This window comes from Chryseobacterium paludis (assembly GCF_025403485.1).
GTDB lineage: Bacteria > Bacteroidota > Bacteroidia > Flavobacteriales > Weeksellaceae > Chryseobacterium > Chryseobacterium paludis.
In genome coordinates, this window is the sequence record NZ_CP099966.1 from 2,233,149 (window position 1) to 2,251,103 (window position 17,955).

The 17,955-nt window shown below is 33.5% G+C and carries 20 protein-coding genes and 3 tRNA genes; 6 read left to right on the plus strand and 17 right to left on the minus strand.

Features of this window, described 5'->3' with window-relative positions; translation table 11 throughout:
- Nucleotides 1-121: 121 nt before the first annotated feature.
- Nucleotides 122-544 (minus strand): hypothetical protein, encoded by a 423-nt coding sequence (locus NG806_RS09915; RefSeq protein WP_261512911.1) that lies wholly within the window; start codon nucleotides 542-544, stop codon nucleotides 122-124.
- Nucleotides 545-751: 207 nt separating this feature from the next.
- Here NG806_RS09915 and NG806_RS09920 point away from each other — a divergent pair, with 207 nt between their 5' ends.
- The gene (locus tag NG806_RS09920) at nucleotides 752-2,746 is read left to right on the plus strand and encodes an ATP-binding protein (RefSeq protein WP_261512912.1); all 1,995 of its coding nucleotides are present in this window, start codon (nucleotides 752-754) and stop codon (nucleotides 2,744-2,746) included.
- Nucleotides 2,736-3,371 carry a response regulator gene (locus NG806_RS09925; protein ID WP_214827105.1) on the plus strand — a complete coding sequence of 212 codons (636 nt, stop codon included), beginning with the start codon at nucleotides 2,736-2,738 and terminating at the stop codon, nucleotides 3,369-3,371. The genes NG806_RS09920 and NG806_RS09925 overlap by 11 nt, the downstream gene beginning before the upstream one ends.
- Before the next feature lie 53 nt (nucleotides 3,372-3,424).
- Here NG806_RS09925 and NG806_RS09930 read toward each other — a convergent pair whose 3' ends face one another.
- Complete coding sequence (locus tag NG806_RS09930; protein WP_214827107.1) at nucleotides 3,425-3,859, minus strand: hypothetical protein; 435 nt, start codon at nucleotides 3,857-3,859, stop codon at nucleotides 3,425-3,427.
- A gap of 224 nt (nucleotides 3,860-4,083) precedes the next feature.
- Here NG806_RS09930 and NG806_RS09935 point away from each other — a divergent pair, with 224 nt between their 5' ends.
- The 3 genes from NG806_RS09935 to NG806_RS09945 all read left to right on the plus strand — a co-directional run bounded on the left by NG806_RS09935 (nucleotide 4,084) and on the right by NG806_RS09945 (nucleotide 6,683).
- A complete protein-coding gene (locus NG806_RS09935) occupies nucleotides 4,084-4,722 on the plus strand; it encodes an alpha/beta hydrolase (protein WP_214827109.1) in 639 nt (212 codons plus the stop codon).
- A 109-nt stretch (nucleotides 4,723-4,831) separates the two neighbouring features.
- Nucleotides 4,832-6,157: a PDZ domain-containing protein gene (locus NG806_RS09940; protein ID WP_261512913.1), complete on the plus strand. Its 1,326-nt coding sequence runs from the start codon at nucleotides 4,832-4,834 to the stop codon at nucleotides 6,155-6,157.
- A 1-nt stretch (nucleotide 6,158) separates the two neighbouring features.
- On the plus strand, nucleotides 6,159-6,683 hold the full coding sequence (locus NG806_RS09945; RefSeq protein WP_214827115.1) for a hypothetical protein: 525 nt from the start codon (nucleotides 6,159-6,161) through the stop codon (nucleotides 6,681-6,683).
- Here the strand turns inward: NG806_RS09945 and NG806_RS09950 are convergent.
- The 3 genes from NG806_RS09950 to NG806_RS09960 all read right to left on the minus strand — a co-directional run bounded on the left by NG806_RS09950 (nucleotide 6,680) and on the right by NG806_RS09960 (nucleotide 9,280).
- Nucleotides 6,680-7,714: a L,D-transpeptidase gene (locus tag NG806_RS09950; RefSeq protein ID WP_214827118.1), complete on the minus strand. Its 1,035-nt coding sequence runs from the start codon at nucleotides 7,712-7,714 to the stop codon at nucleotides 6,680-6,682. The two genes, NG806_RS09945 and NG806_RS09950, sit on opposite strands and share 4 nt — an antisense overlap.
- A gap of 124 nt (nucleotides 7,715-7,838) precedes the next feature.
- Nucleotides 7,839-8,315 (minus strand): cytochrome P460 family protein, encoded by a 477-nt coding sequence (locus tag NG806_RS09955; protein ID WP_261512915.1) that lies wholly within the window; start codon nucleotides 8,313-8,315, stop codon nucleotides 7,839-7,841.
- A 2-nt stretch (nucleotides 8,316-8,317) separates the two neighbouring features.
- Nucleotides 8,318-9,280 carry a cytochrome P460 family protein gene (locus NG806_RS09960; RefSeq protein ID WP_261512916.1) on the minus strand — a complete coding sequence of 321 codons (963 nt, stop codon included), beginning with the start codon at nucleotides 9,278-9,280 and terminating at the stop codon, nucleotides 8,318-8,320.
- A gap of 159 nt (nucleotides 9,281-9,439) precedes the next feature.
- Here NG806_RS09960 and NG806_RS09965 point away from each other — a divergent pair, with 159 nt between their 5' ends.
- Nucleotides 9,440-10,552 carry a LytR/AlgR family response regulator transcription factor gene (locus NG806_RS09965; RefSeq protein WP_261512917.1) on the plus strand — a complete coding sequence of 371 codons (1,113 nt, stop codon included), beginning with the start codon at nucleotides 9,440-9,442 and terminating at the stop codon, nucleotides 10,550-10,552.
- A 76-nt stretch (nucleotides 10,553-10,628) separates the two neighbouring features.
- On the opposite strand, the gene NG806_RS09970 is transcribed toward NG806_RS09965, so the two are convergent.
- The 12 genes from NG806_RS09970 to NG806_RS10025 form a co-directional block, all read right to left on the minus strand.
- A tRNA-Asp gene (locus NG806_RS09970) sits at nucleotides 10,629-10,702 on the minus strand.
- Between the two features lie 34 nt (nucleotides 10,703-10,736).
- Nucleotides 10,737-10,810, minus strand: a tRNA-Asp gene (locus NG806_RS09975).
- A 32-nt stretch (nucleotides 10,811-10,842) separates the two neighbouring features.
- Nucleotides 10,843-10,916, minus strand: a tRNA-Asp gene (locus tag NG806_RS09980).
- Nucleotides 10,917-11,044: 128 nt separating this feature from the next.
- Nucleotides 11,045-11,362: a thioredoxin gene (trxA, locus tag NG806_RS09985; protein WP_034682284.1), complete on the minus strand. Its 318-nt coding sequence runs from the start codon at nucleotides 11,360-11,362 to the stop codon at nucleotides 11,045-11,047.
- 85 nt (nucleotides 11,363-11,447) lie between these two features.
- Complete coding sequence (locus tag NG806_RS09990; RefSeq protein ID WP_261512919.1) at nucleotides 11,448-12,623, minus strand: cysteine desulfurase family protein; 1,176 nt, start codon at nucleotides 12,621-12,623, stop codon at nucleotides 11,448-11,450.
- A gap of 2 nt (nucleotides 12,624-12,625) precedes the next feature.
- Complete coding sequence (locus NG806_RS09995; RefSeq protein ID WP_214827130.1) at nucleotides 12,626-13,090, minus strand: hypothetical protein; 465 nt, start codon at nucleotides 13,088-13,090, stop codon at nucleotides 12,626-12,628.
- 22 nt (nucleotides 13,091-13,112) lie between these two features.
- Nucleotides 13,113-13,700, minus strand: coding sequence for an HAD-IB family hydrolase (locus NG806_RS10000; RefSeq protein ID WP_214827132.1), 588 nt, complete (start codon nucleotides 13,698-13,700; stop codon nucleotides 13,113-13,115).
- A gap of 5 nt (nucleotides 13,701-13,705) precedes the next feature.
- Complete coding sequence (locus NG806_RS10005; protein ID WP_214827134.1) at nucleotides 13,706-14,431, minus strand: SDR family NAD(P)-dependent oxidoreductase; 726 nt, start codon at nucleotides 14,429-14,431, stop codon at nucleotides 13,706-13,708.
- Nucleotides 14,432-14,434: 3 nt separating this feature from the next.
- Entirely contained in the window at nucleotides 14,435-15,751 is a 1,317-nt protein-coding gene (locus NG806_RS10010) for an FAD-binding oxidoreductase (protein WP_261512920.1), read from the minus strand.
- Nucleotides 15,748-16,635, minus strand: coding sequence for a decaprenyl-phosphate phosphoribosyltransferase (locus tag NG806_RS10015; protein ID WP_261512921.1), 888 nt, complete (start codon nucleotides 16,633-16,635; stop codon nucleotides 15,748-15,750). Before NG806_RS10015 ends, NG806_RS10010 begins: the two co-directional genes overlap by 4 nt.
- A 107-nt stretch (nucleotides 16,636-16,742) precedes the next feature.
- Nucleotides 16,743-17,432: an OmpA family protein gene (locus tag NG806_RS10020; RefSeq protein ID WP_214827142.1), complete on the minus strand. Its 690-nt coding sequence runs from the start codon at nucleotides 17,430-17,432 to the stop codon at nucleotides 16,743-16,745.
- A gap of 26 nt (nucleotides 17,433-17,458) precedes the next feature.
- Nucleotides 17,459-17,950: a lipocalin-like domain-containing protein gene (locus NG806_RS10025; RefSeq protein ID WP_214827144.1), complete on the minus strand. Its 492-nt coding sequence runs from the start codon at nucleotides 17,948-17,950 to the stop codon at nucleotides 17,459-17,461.
- Nucleotides 17,951-17,955: the final 5 nt, after the last annotated feature.

The following is a 17,955-nucleotide window of genomic DNA, read 5'->3' on the forward strand; positions in this document are numbered from 1 at the left end:
AAACAACACTTAACGACTTAGGTTTATCGAATTAAATATAATTTTTATCCTATGGAGTCACAAAAATAAAAGCCAAGAGACTTCCCTCATGGCTTTATTGCTAAATAAAATATAGGTATGATTAGAAACTGTAACTAACTGTTGCGGAAAGGGTGGTTCCACTTCCAGTTGCTTCTTTTTTTAATTCACCATCTACATAAACCTGCACTTTTACAGTAGAAGATGCATTGACACCCGTACCAACTACTCCACCGTTTACCATAACAGCTCCTGCAGGAGCAGTAAATTCAGGACTGGTCCAGCTGGTTCCACTAAGTCCGGTTACTTGTGTATTATTAGCATCGTATCCGTAGGCTGCATTTGCTATACTACTTCCTGGAGACACTTGTGCTTTAAAAACCACCTTATGACTTTTTCCAGAGCCACCTCCTCCGTTATTATCGTCATCATCATTACTGCATGATGATATAAATCCTAAGAGCACTGTAGCCACCATTGCAATAATTGCTCTTTTCAATCCATTGTTTAACCACATTTTTTTCATAAGTCTTTGTTTAAATTTTTTACAATTGTTTAATTCTATGATGAGTTGTTTGACACCTACAAAACTATTCTAGTATAAAGTCACTATCAATCCTTAAAAAACAGTAATTATTTCTCCTTAATCTTAGGTATTTTTAGTCCTAAAAATTTTAACTAAATTGTAAGTCTTATAATAAAAAATACTGATTCATTTCCAAAATCAATAAAATTGAAAAGATTAACGCTTATACTTGGGATTTTACTTTCTTTTAAGGCCCAATCTCAACAGATTGTTCCTCTTAACGAAAAGTCTTATTTAGACAGTTTGCAAAATGTTATGAAAAATGGCAGTAACAATCAGTCAAAGGCAGTTGCTTCTTTCATGCTATCCAATTATTATCGAAATGCAGATACTGTTCTCAGTAAAAAACAACTTGAGACAGGACGAATATTAGGAAAATCTAGTTATTTTACGTCTGCTCAATATTTTTATTATGAAGGGCAGTATTATGCAGACCGAAATAAAGAAAAAGCATCTGCATCTTATTTAAAAGCTGTGAAACTATTATCTAAATTTAAAACCCAGGAATCTGATCTCTTCCAATCCTGGTGTTGGTTTGGTTATGGAATAGCCCAGAAAAACAAAGAAGGTTACCCATTTCTAATTAAGATTATGCTTGAAAAAAGCATCCCACTGATAGAAAAGTATGGTAACAGTAAAAATTTAGGATTTGAATATACACAGTTAGCTTTAATGCTTACCTATAATGCTGAATTTGAAAAGGCTCAAAATTATAATAACAAAGCCATTGAAATTCTTGAAAAAAGGGCACCCAATTCTTCGGAATTATTTTTCGCTTATCTAAATACGGCCAGCAATTTTTTTTATCAGGCAAAAGGAGACATCGGTAAGTCTTTTCTGGATAAGGCTGAAAATCTCATTCAACCTTATCCTGAATCTTCGTCAAATTCATTTTACTTTTATGATAAAGCTTTATACTTTATTACGAAACAAAAACATGAAGAAACCCTATCTGCAATTGAAAAAGGACTTTATTATACTAAAAAATTTAAACAGAATTTGCTTACTCAGATGTTTTATCTTAATAAGTATGACATTTTGAAAAGACAAAAAAAATATACTGAAGCCAGAGATTTATTAAAAAGTATTCTAACAGAAAGAACTCTTGTTATAGATGCCAATAATAGAAAAATGATCTATCTCCAATTATCTAGTATCAATGAAGAAATGGGAAATACCAAAGAAGCTTTGATTTGGCAGAGAAATCATTCAAAGTTGAGTGACAGCTTAAATTCAGCAAATATAAAACTGGAAATAAATAAGTTAGAAACAAAATATAATACAGCTGAAAAAGAAAGAAGTATTGCCAATCTTAATGCTGAAAAAAAACAAAAAGAACTGGAGGTAAGTAAAAAAAATTCTTATTTATGGGCACTAAGTCTGGTTTTGATCCTGTTTATAAGTCTTGCCATTTTCTTGTTTATACTCTATGGAAATAACAGAAAGTTATCTGAACAAAAGGAGATCAATCTGCAGCAAAAATTAAATGATATTAAGCAAAAGGAGGAGTTGATTCTTACCAAAGCCATCCTTGAAGGTGAGGAAAGAGAAAGGGAACGTATTGCAAGAGATCTCCATGACGGGCTTGGAGGAATGTTAGCAGGTGTAAAAATTAATTTTTCGACGTGGGCTTCCGAACATTTAAATAATGAGAAACATGAAGAATTTTTCAAAATTTTGAGTCAGCTGGATAGGTCGGTCAGTGAACTGAGACATATAGCCCGGAATTTAATGCCCGAATCATTATTAAATTTTGGTTTGGAAACAGCACTTCATGACCTGTGCCAGTTTTATATAAGAAAAGATCTGGAAATAGATTTCCAACCTATCAATATTCATAAAGATCTGTTACTATCAACACAGCTCACTATTTATAGGATTGTACAGGAATTGCTGGCCAATGCAGTTAAGCATTCCGGCGCTACGAATATACTATTACAATGCTCTCACTCGCAAGATCACTTCTTCATCACTATTGAAGACAATGGAAGAGGATTTAAAAAAGATACTACAGACCCTTCCAAAAGTATGGGAATTTTAAATCTTAAAAACAGGGTAGATTATCTGCAGGGAAAAATGGAAATCAACTCAGATACGGAGGGAACAACCATTAATATAGAACTCAACACCTATGAAATCTGATACCATAAATATCGTCATTGTGGACGACCATCCTATTGTTATTGAAGGATTAAAAATGATGCTAAAAAATGAGCCTCTGCTATCTATTTCCAGGAGTTTTACATCAGGAAATGAAGCAATAGATTTTATTAAAACCAATGATATTGATATTATTCTTTTGGATATTGCTTTGCCGGATGCCAATGGTATCAATCTTTGTAAAGAGATCAAAAAATTATCATCAGATGTTTCTGTAATTATGTTCAGTAACCGATCAGAAAGAAGTATTGTTATGCAATGTGTTCAAAACGGAGCCAGCGGTTATTTATTAAAAAACACTTCTATTGATGAATTAGTAACTTGTATTAAAGGAGCACTTTCAGGGGAAATTGTTTTCTGTAATGAGATCAAGCAAATCATTAGCAAACCATCTCAAAGTGAATTGACAGTTCCCAGATTGACAAAACGTGAAAAACAAATTTTAAAATTAGTAGCCCAGGGGAAAACCAGTAGTATGATCGCTGATGAATTGTTTTTAAGTCCTCTAACTGTTGATACCCATCGGAAAAATCTACTTCAAAAATTTCATGCTAAAAACTCAACGGAACTTATCAGTCTTGCTTTGCAACAAAATATGATTGAATAAAACAAGAAAACCGCTTATAAAAGCGGTTTTCTTTATCTGTAAAATCTGATTTTTTATAATTCTAAGAAACTGTGAAATACAGCTACATCTAAATCTCCTTTACCAGTAACGGTCTTAGTTTCTGTAACCTCTCCATCGATCCAGATTGTAACAGTCAGTGTAGAATCGTCATTTGGCATTGTTGCATTGGCCGAAAGATTTAACTGAGCCTGACTAGAGTTAACAAAAAACTCTCCACTCGTCCAAGGTAAAGTAATAGGAGTTAACACTGTATTATACATTGTGGTAGAAGTAGTTCCCACCTGTGTAACTATAGTTTTTGAAATGACACCTGTACTACCTTTTACCTCAAACTGTACAATATGGTCCTTAAATTCTTCATCGTCATCATCTTTCTTACAAGAGTTAAGAACTGAAATTGCCGAAAATAATACGATAAATAAGAAAGAAAGTTTAAATAAACTTTTTGATTTGTAAAATTGCTTCATTTCTCCAAATAGATTTTTTAATGTTTCAAATATAGGTTTTTTATCAATATAAAAATAACTTTTATGAAAAATTTCCAATAAAGATTTCCAAACAATATCAAATCGACAAAAGGATAATTACTTCCAAATTTCATCTATTGTCGCCATATTACAGTTATTACTAAAGCTGTAAATATTCGATACCTAAAGATTTAGGAAATTGATTTATTAATTATCTTTGCACTATGAATTTAGATTATTTAGTAAGAGAACCCGAAAATATTACATCCAGTACTCCCATACTTTTTATGCTTCATGGTTATGGAAGTAATGAACAAGACCTTTTCAGTTTTAGAGAAACACTTCCCAATGATTGGCTTCTTGTAAGCTTCAGGGCTCCAAAGGATACTCAGTTTGAGGGCTATTCATGGTATGATATTGATTTTAATAATCCCGAGAATTTTATAGATACGGATCAGGCAAAAGAATCATTGAACAATGTTTTAGAAAATATTTTAAAAATAATCAATCATTACGGATTAACGGAAAGTAAAACGCATTTATGTGGATTTAGTCAAGGGGGGATTTTATGTTATGCTTTGGCATTAAAACATCCAGATCTTTTCAATTATGTAGCCTGTTTAAGCAGTTATCCGGAGGAAAAGATATTAGGTGATATCGTTAAAGATAAAAAGAAACTGGAAAAACTCAGATTTTTTGTATCCCATGGAACTGATGATGCTGTTATCCCATTAGAATGGGGACGAAAAGCCGCAGATCTATTATACGATTTAGGATGTTATTTTACTTTTAGAGAGTATATGAGTGGCCACGGGGTAAATCAAAAAAATTATATGGATCTTATGGATTTCTTTTCTAAATAATTTACGAAAAACTAAACAATTACATTAATTCATTGTAAAATACATAAACATTCTCAAATTTGAGAATGTTTTTTATTTCAACTCCCAATAAATTGACTATATTCAGTAAATGAAATTTAGGCATTTTATATGGATTTTATTTATAAGCATTTTCGTAAATGCTCAAAACTCGTTTGAAATTAAAGATGCTAAAAAAGTCGTTATTCCTTTTAAATTAATTAATAACCTGATTTTTATTCCGGTTAATATCAATGGGGCCGAGCTCACCTTTTTACTGGATACTGGTGTTGCTGAAACTTCAATTTTCAGCCTTGAAAATAAAGAGGTAAAGCTTACAAGCTTGGAGAAAATTAAGTTTTCAGGATTAGGAGGAAACGCAAGTATAGATGGATTCCGCTCTGACAATAACATTGGTAAAATAGGAAAAAATTACATCAACAATTCTTTAAGTTTGTTTATCATTGTTAATCAGGACTTCAATATTTCTTCTCATGTCGGAATTCCTGTTAATGGAATTATCGGCTATCATTTTTTTAAAGACCATCCTATATCAATAGATTATATTTCTAAAAAGATCACTATTTATAATGATATGGATTTATTCAGAAAAAAAGTAAAGAAATTTGATGAGTTCTCCATATCCATTGAAAAGAGTAAACCCTATATGGAGGCAGATGTAGAGATGACTACCGAAAAGAAAAGCTCAAAGTTGCTTATAGATTTAGGAAACAGCGATCCTATATGGCTTTTCCCTACCCTTATTAAGAACTTTGTTTACAATCGTCCTAATATTGATGACTTTTTGGGTCGGGGTTTTAATGGTGATGTATATGGGAAAAGAAGCCGTATTCATAATTTTTATCTTGGCAATTTTAAATTTGAGAAACCACTTACTGCCATGCCAGATGAGTATTCTATTCAGCATGTAAACCTCGTCGAAAATAGAAGAGGCTCTATTGGTGGAGAGATTATGCGTCGTTTTACTGTAGTTTTTGATTATCCCAATCAAAAGTTGTATCTGCGAAAAAACAAAAATTATGATGATCCTTTTCATTTCAATATGAGTGGCCTGGATTTCCAGCAGGATGGACTACAATGGGAAAATGATTCATTTGCACTTGAAACCAAAAATGCAAATAATGCTAGCAATGGAATAGAAGTAATCAACAATAATTTACAATATAAATTTGTTTTAAAGCCTTTATTTTCTATTGCCGGCGTTCGAAAAGATTCTCCGGCAGACAAAGCTGGCTTTAAAAAAGATGACAAGGTTATCACAATTAATGGTAGAAAAACTTTAGATATGACTTTAGAACATATTATGGAGTTAATGAAGTCTGATGAAGGAAAAACGATTACAATGCTGATAAAAAGAAAAGGCCAGGAACTTACCTTAAGCTTTACACTGGAAGACCCAATCCCCTATCAAGAATAATATGAAAACGGAAGAAACCACTTTAGATAAAATAAGAACACGACCGAGATTTAAAATGTTTACTCACCTTACAAAAGAAGAGTACGCTAAAAATCTGAGTACATATCTTAAAGAACATAAAGATGAATTTTCTGGTAATGTAAATAAGGAAGTCGCTACTATTTGGGTAGAAACAGAATATGATAACTACTGGAAACCAAGATTATCCCTACGTACTGAAGAAGAAGATGACGACATCGTTATACGAGGTGTATTTGGTCCTAGTTCAGCAGTATGGACATTCTTTATGTTTCTCTATTTTTCGTTTTCAATATTATGGATGACTTTTTTCACCATGTATTATGTTGAAAGACAAATTAAAAGTTACGAATTCCCTTGGGCTTTAAATGCTTCATTTGCAATGTTAATTTGTATTGCTGCAACCTATGGAGCAGCAAGGTTTGGACAGAGTAAAGCCAAAGAAGAAATGTTAAAGCTCAGAAAATTTGCAGAAGAATCTACTTTACAATTTGAAAAGAAAGCTTAAGGTGCAAGAACTTCTGGTTTTTGTGCAGGTTCCTGAATTTCAACAGCCTTCGCCGCTCTTATAGAATCTGCCACCTTTTCTCTATTCTCCTGTTCTCTTAAAATCCTTTCAACATTAGGCTCAATAAGCTTATTCATTTCTTCTACAGAAATATTATTGGCATTAGGATCCTCCAAGAGATTCCGCCATGGTTTTCTGTGCCCCCATTTATAATCCCCAAAAACCATTACTGCTGTTCCTTTGGCCTTTGTGGTCGCTCCTCCAGGGTTTAAGATCCATGTATCGGCATAAGAGTATAGCCATTGAGCATCTTTCCTCAATAATCTTAAGCATGAATGCGATGCAGGATATCCGGGTAAATCATATTGGTGCCATCCTATTCCACCTGAATTAAAGATATTGAAGTTATAAGGTAATTTCCATTCGCTACTTACTGTTGAAATTGATAATTTCTTTTTCCAGTTTGCAAAAGTTAATCCCCTTGTTGTCTGTGCTGCTTTTTTTCCCATACTTGTAGGACCCCATTTTACAAGGCTCCCATTGGAATACACACCATACGCTTGAATAGGATATGAGAAAACAACAAATTTTTTCACATTACTCAATACATCCAATTGCATTGGAAATGGCGAATAGGCCATCAATGTAGTGTCTATTTTAGCCGGAACAACCAAGGTATCTGAGTTCCATTTATTTTTAGAGTCTAATCTGTTTAATGCTAAAATAGCATACCGCTCCTTTTCTGTATATTTTTTACTAAATACAGAATATATGGAGTCTCTCATTTTTTTATCTTTCGGAAGTATAAAAGCATTATAGAAACCGGTTTCCTGCATTGCAGGGGGAACAGATTCTTTTTTTACTACAGAGTCTTTCTTTATAGAATCTGTTTTCGCCATTGGAGACTCGGTATTGGCTGTATCGTTGCCTAAAGTATCATTTATTTTTTCAATTTCTTTTTTACATGAAACTAAAAATAATGCCAGTACAAGACTGTATAAAAGAGATTTTTTCACAATTATGTTATTCATAAAATTTGACGGGTCGCTTAGTTTTTCTAGTCAATACAAATATCAGACCTAAAAACCGAATAATCATAGTACCAAAGAAAAATATCGTAAAAATACGGAGGAGCAAAAAAAAATTAAAAATCACTTATGGAGAAACTGCCATTTTCTGTGATGTAATAAATGATATTCTGGAAAATTCCTCGTCTTTGAAAAGTCTTTTCTTTTTAAGTGGTTTTCCCATATAAATCTCATATTTATGTAAATCTCTATTTTGGAAAATAACCTTTTCAACAGAAAAAATTTCTTTAGGTATATTGGCTCCAAACCATAATTCATCTGGCTTTTGCTTCCATGTTACTTCGTAAAGTACAGCACCTTCAGGATATTTGGAATCAGAATTCATTTTTGCATAAGCAGCAGCTGCTTTATTTCCATACAATGTAGACATTGTACTATCTTTTGGCTGAACAGATGATGTAATTGGAGTCATTAACAGTGGGTTTTCTAGCAATTCATCACTCTGTTTAACAGAAGCATTTCTATTAAGATTTTCTTTTTCTTCCGAATGACATGATAAGATGAATAGAAAACTTAAGACTAAATAAATAACATTCTTTTTCATTTTTATTCTACTTTTTTAAGTTGTGAAATAAGATATAAAGGAGAGGTGAAAACATAATCTCTGCTTTTCATCGGTTGGTGACACTCAACACATTCTTTATCAAAGTCAGGACGATCACCGTAAGGTTTCAGATCATTCCCTTTCCATCTTCCCCATCCCCAACCTTTTGTTTTAGTGTATTTCTTACTATCTTTTACCATAAATTCCACTTGGATAAACTCTCCTGTCGATATACTCCCATCCGCATGAACTTCCTGTTTCCAAGCTGTTTTTGCGAAAACCGTTCCGTCAGGCCAAGGATTTGTATGATGCTCTTGAATCGCTTTTACAGCAATTTCATTTCCGAAAATAATACGTGTTGAACCATTATCAAAACGATCTGTAGTACTGATTGCCTTCCAATCCCTATAGTCAGGAATATATTGTAATCCGTTAGGTGAAGGTTTGACAGTAGTATTTTTCCTGCCTTCATTCATCCATGCGTTGTATTGTTTTTCAACTTTATTCACTTGAGCAGTATCTGTCACTTTTCTTGAGGTAAGTGATAAAGCATAATTTTTTAAAATATCAACCTGTTTACCATTGAGCTTTGTTGAAGAATGTACAGCTGCATAACTTGGCAATGGCATCTCTCCAGACAGCACTTTATTTATGGCAAAAAATAGTGTAGAATTTTGCTGAGCCTTAGGCCAGGTATTCCATTTCGAAAAATCCAAAGCTTTACGCCCGTCTTTAATATGAGAAGTCACAAAAAAATTAGCCGGCGTTATATTGTCATACCAATTTAAACGCGCTTCAGATGAATGACAATCGAAACAGGAATTTCTTATAATAGCATTTACCTCTTCAGGTACATTAGACAGGTCTTGAGCAGGTTTTCCGTAATTTATTTTTTCAGGCCGGAAAAACTGAATCAAAACAAATACGATTAATAGAACCACAAGTATTTTAGTATTTCTTTTCATTGCATATCTCTTTATAGTTAAAAAATTACAGATCAAAGATACCATCAAACAACACCTTGTGGGTTCGATTTATGAATAAAAGGGAAAAATAGGCCGCTGAAAGCGAATATATTCTTCTGAATAATGAGTACTTTTGAGAAAGAATATCTCATTTAGCGAATGAAAAAGATCAATCTCTATACCATTACTTTTTTTGCAGTAAGTATTGTTATCTTACTGATCAGTTTTTTTTCTTTCCGTTATTTATATTCATCATCCAAGAATGATATTTTCAATAATAAGATCGAAGCGGGAAAAAGAGAATCTCGGGAGATTGGCAAATTATTGGAATTACAATTAAAGCAAGGCCTTTCCAAAGATATAGTTATTCAAAATTTACAAAGTAGTATTGTAAACACAGATACCCAAAGTGGATTCATCTGTATGTATAATAAAAATGGAATTGAGCTTTGTCATCCAAATCCAGCGCTAATTGGTCATAAAATCGATAAAAGCAACTCTCAATTTACTTCGGATACCAAAAACCAATCAGACTTTTCAACTATTCTAAACTCCGGACAGATCAATGCAGGAGTCCGAAGTTTTCCTAAGAACAGTAACCGCAGTTCGGAAATTGTAAGTGTATATCCAGTAGCAGGAAGTGATTGGATGGTAGCCTCTCATGCTAATATCAATAGTATAGAACAACAGGTAACTGATTTGTATCAGAAGTTTCTACTTGTATTTATTATTACAAGTTTAGTTATTTTAATAACATGCTTTACTTTAATACGATGGATTTATAAAAAGTATGAAACACAGAAAAATCAAGAGATCAATACCCTTAATATTGAGGTTAACAATCTTACCATTTTAAATAAGCAGCTTACTACCCTACAGGAAAAATTTCATGAGACCACCAATTTCCGTTCTAATGAGGATACTTTCGAAAACTCCAGGAAAAGGCTAATCACTTACCATAAGGATGAATTAATTTCTTTAGAAACATCGGAAATAGCTTATTTCTTTCTGGAAAATAATATTGTTTACCTGCATACTTTTATGGGAAGCCAATATTCGATCAATTCAAGCCTCGATGATCTTATTAAAGCTGTGGATAATAAGATGTTTTACCGGGCTAACCGGCAGTTTATCGTCAACATCAAAGCGATCGACAGTATTCTTGTATATGGAAAAAATCAATTGAAATTAGTAATGAAACCCGAGACTAATGACACCATCCTTATCAGTAAAAATAAGGTAGCTGAGTTTAAAAAATGGATCGAGCAATAAGTAAAGTATGCAAATGTCTAAGCTAATTTATAAATAAAAAAACCTTCAACAAATGTTGAAGGTTTAATTTTGATTGCGATCCGGACGGGACTCGAACCCGCGACCTCCGCCGTGACAGGGCGGCATTCTAACCAGCTGAACTACCGGATCAGTAGTCCTGAAGTTTTCAATCAAATTTGATATGCGATCCGGACGGGACTCGAACCCGCGACCTCCGCCGTGACAGGGCGGCATTCTAACCAGCTGAACTACCGGATCAGTAGTTCTCTTATTTCAAATAAATTTGATTGCGATCCGGACGGGACTCGAACCCGCGACCTCCGCCGTGACAGGGCGGCATTCTAACCAACTGAACTACCGGATCAAATTTTGTTAAAGAACTTCTTTCTTTTTTGTGATTGCAAAATTACACCTTTTTTAATTACCTGCAAATTATTTGTTAAAAAAATGCCTCCCAAAAGCGGAAGGCATTCATTATCAAAGTTCTTTTTTTTATAAATGAGCACTTAATTTCTCAGCGATCACCTCTTTTGGAGTAACTCCAACTAATTTATCTACAACTTCACCATTCTTAAAAATAAGAACAGTAGGGATATTTCTGATACCATACTGCATAGAAATTTCCTGATTATTATCTACATCTACTTTTCCTACTACAGCTTTTCCTTCAAAATCTGTTGCTACCTCTTCAATGATTGGTCCAAGCGTTCTACAAGGTCCGCACCATACTGCCCAAAAGTCTACCAATACCGGTTTATCTGATTTTAAAACCGTTTCCTGAAATGAGCTATCCGTAATTTCTAAAGCCATTTTTTTTATTTTATTTAAATTAATATTCTATTGTATTTTTAATCCTTAATTGGATAAACAAAATTACTACTTTTCAGCAATAAGACTATCTATGCTCAACATTTGTTTTTTCTATAACGAAATCATTTGAAATTTCTTTCAATGCATTCACTAAAGCATCGATGTCCGCTTTCGTAGTAAGGTGGCTAAACGAAACACGTAATGGTGTGCAATGATCCATTTCATCATCAGATAACACCATCATCATAACCATTGAAGGCTTTGAAGCCCCGGAAGAGCATGCGCTTCCCTGGGAAATAGCAATTCCCTTCATATCTAGTTGCAGACCTATTAAAGGGTCTTTATAAGGTAGTAAAACACTTAAAACACTATCAACACTATTCTCCATTTCTGAGCTTCGCCCATTGAATTTAATGTTTGGAATATCCGCTGATAATCTTTCAATAGCGTATTCTTTAATTTCTTTTATATGATCGGCATAAGTTTTCATATTATTGATGCAAAGTTCTAAAGCTTTGCCCAATCCAACGATACCGGCAACATTCTCAGTTCCTGCTCTAAGGCTTCTTTCCTGAGGTCCGCCAGTAATTATTCCTTTCAATCCTGTAGCTTTTCTGATAAAAGCAAAACCTACTCCTTTTGGTCCATGGAATTTATGGGCACTGCAAGATGCAAAATCCACAAGAACATCTGAAAAATCAAATTCCATGTGAGCCATTGTCTTCACGGTATCTGAATGATAAAGTGCATTATTTGCTTTGCATAATTCTGCAATTTTCTTAATATCTACAATATTTCCGATTTCATTATTAGCATGCATTAAGCTTACTAAAGTCTTTTTATCTGAAGCTTTTAATAATTCCTCTAACTTATTAAGATCAATATCTCCTTTTTCATTAGGTCGGATATATACTACCTCCACACCTTTTCTGCTCTTCATATCTAAGATACTCTCTGAAACACATTTGTGCTCTAGTGGAGAACTGATGATCCTTTCTACTCCAAGGTGCTCTACACTGGACTTAATAATCATATTATTAGATTCTGTGCCACAAGACGTAAAAATAATTTCAGCAGGTGTTACATGAAGATAATCAGCAATCTGTCTTCTTACATTTTCTATAAGAATTTTAGCCTCCTGTCCAAAGCTATGAGTAGAAGAAGGATTTCCAAAATTCATTCTCATGGTACCTACCATTGCATCAATAACTTCTTCTGCAAGAGGTGTTGTTGCTGCGTTATCTAAATATACTTTATTCATTTTTATTTTGAATATTTTAATGCTACGGAATTGAATTGATAATTTGAAGGAATCGTAAAAACGACCCACGGATTTGACATCACCTGTATTTCCATTCCTCCAGACTCTCGCTGTGGAACTTCTATATACAAGACATTATCCTTTATGGAAAGATTTTTGATTTCAGTAATCTTATGATCCCCGGAATTGAATGTTCCTAAGTTATATAAGACCGCTTTCTGATTTTTCGGAAAGGTGGGATAATTAACACTGCTACCTTTACCTAGTTCTGCAAGACTGGAATTAGCTTTAATTATTTTTTGAAGTTCTTCTTCATTTTTTATTATTGTAAAGCCAGCCGCTTCGGTTCCGCCCTGAGATTCGGAAACGAGAATACTTCCTCCTTTTTGTGCATCTGTCGATGTTGCTGATGGTTTGCTCATGCAACTCATAAAGAGAGCTAGGAACAAAATAAACAGTTTATTCATTATTTCTTTTTATAACCCAAAATTAGTGAAAAAATTGGTAATGTCCTTCATTTGCCCATTTCAGCATATACTTATCTCCCGAGGTATCTCCAAAAGCGATTATTTTATCGTATTTTGAATTATTTATTTGCTCCTGAATCCTTACCAATTTCTCTTTTCCGTTACAATTTTTTCCAATAAAATTTCCTGTAAAAATCCCATTTTTAAACTCTGCACGCGTCGAAACAAGTTCCATTTGAAGTTGTTCAGCAAATGGTTTCACCCAGATATCCAATGAAGCGGTAACCAATAGACTCTGCGTATGATTACGATCTATATTTTTAATAAAGTCTAATGCATTTTCCCGTACAATTTTTGGATAATTCTGTTCAAAGAACTGTTTGGATTTTCTCTCGATCTTCTCTTGAGACTGCCCTTTTAATATAGATCCAATAAAACTCTTCTTTACTTTTTCTGTTTCCGCCAGTTTTAGCTTTAACAAAATAAAAAGAGGAACGTGTTTCAAAAATTGTATATGATATTTTGTAGAATCATAAAACTTAAGATACATAAACATGGTATCCTTATAGGTTATTGTGCCATCAAAATCAAAACAATACAATTTTTTCATCTTTATTAAAGCTTTAATTTTTTAAATATAAACTCAGGAATATTCCTGATGATCATCATAATAATACCCCAGATTGGTAAGACGTATGCCACATTTTTCTGTTTTTTATAGGCATTATAAATAACTGCGGCAGCCTGTTTTGGCTTAGCAGTAAGCTTAGGATTTAATGGTAACCCTTCAGTCATTTTGGTTTCCATAAAACCTGGCTTTATGGTAAGCACATGTACTTTTTTGTCAAAAAGATAATTCCTTAAACCACTTAAATATGCTGTAAAAGCGGCTTTTGCACTTCCATATATAAAATTACTTTGCCGGCCTCTGTCTCCTGCTACTGAAGATAGTCCTATTATTGTTCCTGATCTTCTGCTTTCAAATTTCTGAGCAAAATAATTCATAACTGGAACTAGTTTTGAGTAATTAATATTAATGATCCTTTCTGTATTTTTATTATCATACAATCCTTCTTCTGTCCCATCGCCTAAATATCCTGTTGCACAAAATAATAAATTTGAACTGACATTTTCAAATCGAGTATAATCTATTTCTTTCATCAGATCCAATTCGATCACTTCTGATTGTTGTAGAAACTTAACATCAATATGTCTTGCAAATCTTTCTGTTGTTTCCCTACTGGAGGTAAACAAGTAGATTTTTTCATATTTTTCTCCTTCCTGCAAAGCTTTTTCGACAAAAGCCTGTGCTACTTCAGAGGTACTTCCCAGAACTATCATTTACTAATTATTATTTATGATTCTTTTGTGCTGTAAAGACACAAATTTAGGACTTTGAATGTTTTTAAGATAATTGGTTAAAGAAGATTTACTCATACTGTCTTTCGTTAAATAAATTCGACCGCCAAACTCCTGCACAATATTATCTAACTGTTCCACCAGTTTTTTTAGTTTAGAATTTACTTTAAAGTCTAATGCTAAAGTATATCCTTCCATTGGAAATGAATTATAGGCCTGAGGATTATCTTTTCCAAAAAGTTTTAAAACAGCTAAAAAAGAACCGTTTCCACTATTGGCAATTGTTTCCAGGATCTTCTTCATTCCTTCTTTTCCGGATTCCTTTGGGATCACCATTTGATATTGAATAAAGCCGGATTTTCCATAAATCTTATTCCAATCATTTACAAAGTCTAAGGGATAAAAATAGGTCTCATAATCTATAAAACTTTTAACCTCTTTTTTAGACTGTTTTTTATAATACAGTAAATTGAAAATCTTTACGGTTAATGCATTCAGTACAAAACCTGGAAAATAAAACGGAACCGTCGGCTGAAATTTTTTCTTTAATCTCAAAGGACTGTTAGCCATAGATTGGGGAAGTTCATGTTGAAAAGCATGCTCGCCTCTCATTAAAATACTTCTTCCTATATTTTTACCCTTTTGTAAGCAGTCGATCCATGCTACCGTATATGTCCAGCTCTCACTCTCGTCAAATAATCTAAATATTTCATCAAGGTTTTCAGCTTTAATACTCTCCTGACGGATATAGGCTGAATCAATATTTTTAAGTTTGAACTTTGCCGTAAGAATGATCCCTGTAAGTCCCATTCCCCCAACAGTAGCCCAAAACTTTTCTGCATTTGATTCTCTTGAACAGGTAATGATTTCACCGTTCTCCGTCATTAATTTAAACTCAATGACATATTCTGAAAAGCAACCTTCCGAATGGTGATTTTTCCCATGTACATCTGATGCTATAGCACCACCAACACTAATAAACTTCGTTCCCGGCGTAACGTATAGAAAATATCCCTGCTGTACTGTGATCTCCAGTACATCTGAAAGCAAAACTCCGGATTCACACTCTATGATCCCATTTAAGCGGTCAAAACTGATGAATTTGTTTAATTTTTTGGTTGAAAATATATGTTCCCCTAATGAAGCATCTCCATAACACCTCCCATTTCCTCGTGCAATGACTTCATTGTGGTTCAATACAAATTCTTTTATCTTTTTGAAGCTGTCTTCAGACTTCATTTCCTTTTCCACTACCGGGAAATTACCCCAGTTGGTCACTTTCTGTATAAAATTAGGCTTCATTTCTTAAAATAAATTTGAATTAAAAATGTAGCCACCCATAATAATAAGGTAACCTGAATATATCGGTCTCTGTATACAATTTTTGTAGGAGACTCTGTTCTGTTGTATACTAATGTCTGTTGCAGATATCTTAAAAATGCAAATACAACAAAAATAACAGTGTAAAAAACTCTTTCATGAAACTTAGCCTGTACCTCAGGTGATAATGTAAACATTAGGTAACATATAATAGCAAGTGTTACTGAAATTGAAAGTGCAATATCTGCAAACTGTACATTATAACCATCCAAGGCTCGTCTTGTTTTACCGGAAACCTGAGCGTTGATCAGCTCACCTCTTCTTTTTCCTATAGCCAATACCAAAGCAAGAACGAATGTAAGCAATACGGCCCATTGAGAAATACTGATACCCGTGATATAACCACCTGCCAATACTCTTAAGACAAACCCTGTAGCAATAATAAAAATATCAATAATAGGAACATGTTTAAGCTTGAAGGTATATGCCAGATTCATGACAAAATAAAACCCTATAATCGTAGCAAATTTCCAGAGAACTTCTTCAAAATAAAATTGGGCAAAAAGAACAAGGAAAATATCTACAACGATTAAACCTATCAGGACCCCTATCGCCTTTGACTTCGAAATAGCTCCACTTGCCAGAGGTCTTCTTCTTTTTTCTGGATGTTGCCGATCTGCTTCGATATCATTATAATCGTTCAGGATATAAACCATACTGGCAGCGAGGGAAAAAATAATAAAAGCAAAAATACTTTTTGAAAGTAAATCAAGGTTTTTGATATTACCAGAGAAAAATAATGGTACAAAAACAAACAGGTTTTTTACCCATTGCTCTACACGCAGTAGTTTAAGATATTTCTTCATTTATGTTATTTCAATTGCAAAAATAGTAATTTCAGAATGAGCAGCATAAAAATACAAAAAAAACCGCCGTGGCGGTCTTTTAAGAAAATATTTATAAATTAAATTAATTATTGCCCTTGTTTGGCTTCATTAATCATTTTTTGGTTTGCTGTAATAGCGAATTCCACTCTTCTGTTTTGAGCTCTTCCAGCATCTGTATCATTTGTTGCAACCGGTTGACTTTCTCCTTCTCCTTTAGCCGCCATTCTATTGGAAGCAATTCCTTTAGATGACAAATAAGCTTTCACAGCGTTAGCTCTTCTTTCAGAAAGTTTCATATTATAATCATCAGCACCTTTACTGTCTGTATGACCATAGATATTAATATTGGTATCAGGATTATTAGTAAGAACCTGAGCTAATTTATCTAAGTTAGTCTGAGCAACGGAAGTAAGGTTTGAAGAATCAAATGCAAAGTTTACAATACTTTCATTCATTGTAATTTTAATACCATCTCCTACTCTTTCTACTTCAGCTCCAGGTAAAGTTTCTTTAATTTCTTTAGCCTGCTTGTCCATTTTATTACCAATAACGTTACCGGCAACACCTCCTATTATTCCTCCAAGTACAGCTCCTAATGCAGAGTTTTTACCACTTCCTACATTATTTCCTAAAATACCTCCGATAACGGCTCCTGAAGCTACCCCTACAGCAGTACCTCTTTGTTGGTGATTTGAGTTTTGAACTGCTTCACAGCTTGTTAATAACAATGCTGATGATAAAAATAGGGCTCCGATATATGTTTTATTAAATTTCATCTTTTTAATTTTTTCTTATTATTAAATTATTTCATTCCAGTTCTTTGGAAATTATATACAACTCTTACTGTACTTCCATCAAATGGAACATTTTGTTCTAGTGAAAACTGATCAGCAGATAGATTGATTACGTTTAAAGAATAACCTACTGTATTTTGCTTAGCTTTTGTGCCTGTAGCGATTTTTTTAAACATGAAAGCACTTCCGCTTGTCACTTCAAATTTGATAGGCTGAGTAATACTAGGGCAATCTCCACCTCCATTTAAGCTGTAAGATCCTGTGTAGTTATTGGGAATTAATTTCCAATGACTTCCTACAAAACATTGTGCATCTGCTCCTTCATCAAATGGCTTGATCTTAAACCCTTTATCATAGTCTATGCTTACAATCTCCCAATCTCCTTTTAGTTTTAAAAATTCAGATCTTTGGGTTTGTGCTGTTTGTGCATTTTTCACTTGGGAACAAGACACTGCAAAAAGTGAGGTTCCCAACATTCCTGCAAGTAGTAACTTTTTCATTTTGT

What these genes read in the sequence shown, in the direction of transcription:
- NG806_RS09915 (WP_261512911.1), bottom strand. Translation starts at nt 544, where the DNA reads ATGAAAAAAATGTGGTTAAACAATGGATTGAAAAGAGCAATTATTGCA.
- NG806_RS09925 (WP_214827105.1), top strand. Translation starts at nt 2,736, where the DNA reads ATGAAATCTGATACCATAAATATCGTCATTGTGGACGACCATCCTATT.
- NG806_RS09930 (WP_214827107.1), bottom strand. Translation starts at nt 3,859, where the DNA reads ATGAAGCAATTTTACAAATCAAAAAGTTTATTTAAACTTTCTTTCTTA.
- NG806_RS09935 (WP_214827109.1), top strand. Translation starts at nt 4,084, where the DNA reads ATGAATTTAGATTATTTAGTAAGAGAACCCGAAAATATTACATCCAGT.
- NG806_RS09940 (WP_261512913.1), top strand. Translation starts at nt 4,832, where the DNA reads ATGAAATTTAGGCATTTTATATGGATTTTATTTATAAGCATTTTCGTA.
- NG806_RS09945 (WP_214827115.1), top strand. Translation starts at nt 6,159, where the DNA reads ATGAAAACGGAAGAAACCACTTTAGATAAAATAAGAACACGACCGAGA.
- NG806_RS09950 (WP_214827118.1), bottom strand. Translation starts at nt 7,714, where the DNA reads ATGAATAACATAATTGTGAAAAAATCTCTTTTATACAGTCTTGTACTG.
- NG806_RS09955 (WP_261512915.1), bottom strand. Translation starts at nt 8,315, where the DNA reads ATGAAAAAGAATGTTATTTATTTAGTCTTAAGTTTTCTATTCATCTTA.
- NG806_RS09960 (WP_261512916.1), bottom strand. Translation starts at nt 9,280, where the DNA reads ATGAAAAGAAATACTAAAATACTTGTGGTTCTATTAATCGTATTTGTT.
- NG806_RS09965 (WP_261512917.1), top strand. Translation starts at nt 9,440, where the DNA reads ATGAAAAAGATCAATCTCTATACCATTACTTTTTTTGCAGTAAGTATT.
- trxA (WP_034682284.1), bottom strand. Translation starts at nt 11,362, where the DNA reads ATGGCTTTAGAAATTACGGATAGCTCATTTCAGGAAACGGTTTTAAAA.
- NG806_RS09990 (WP_261512919.1), bottom strand. Translation starts at nt 12,623, where the DNA reads ATGAATAAAGTATATTTAGATAACGCAGCAACAACACCTCTTGCAGAA.
- NG806_RS09995 (WP_214827130.1), bottom strand. Translation starts at nt 13,090, where the DNA reads ATGAATAAACTGTTTATTTTGTTCCTAGCTCTCTTTATGAGTTGCATG.
- NG806_RS10000 (WP_214827132.1), bottom strand. Translation starts at nt 13,700, where the DNA reads ATGAAAAAATTGTATTGTTTTGATTTTGATGGCACAATAACCTATAAG.
- NG806_RS10005 (WP_214827134.1), bottom strand. Translation starts at nt 14,431, where the DNA reads ATGATAGTTCTGGGAAGTACCTCTGAAGTAGCACAGGCTTTTGTCGAA.
- NG806_RS10010 (WP_261512920.1), bottom strand. Translation starts at nt 15,751, where the DNA reads ATGAAGCCTAATTTTATACAGAAAGTGACCAACTGGGGTAATTTCCCG.
- NG806_RS10015 (WP_261512921.1), bottom strand. Translation starts at nt 16,635, where the DNA reads ATGAAGAAATATCTTAAACTACTGCGTGTAGAGCAATGGGTAAAAAAC.
- NG806_RS10020 (WP_214827142.1), bottom strand. Translation starts at nt 17,432, where the DNA reads ATGAAATTTAATAAAACATATATCGGAGCCCTATTTTTATCATCAGCA.
- NG806_RS10025 (WP_214827144.1), bottom strand. Translation starts at nt 17,950, where the DNA reads ATGAAAAAGTTACTACTTGCAGGAATGTTGGGAACCTCACTTTTTGCA.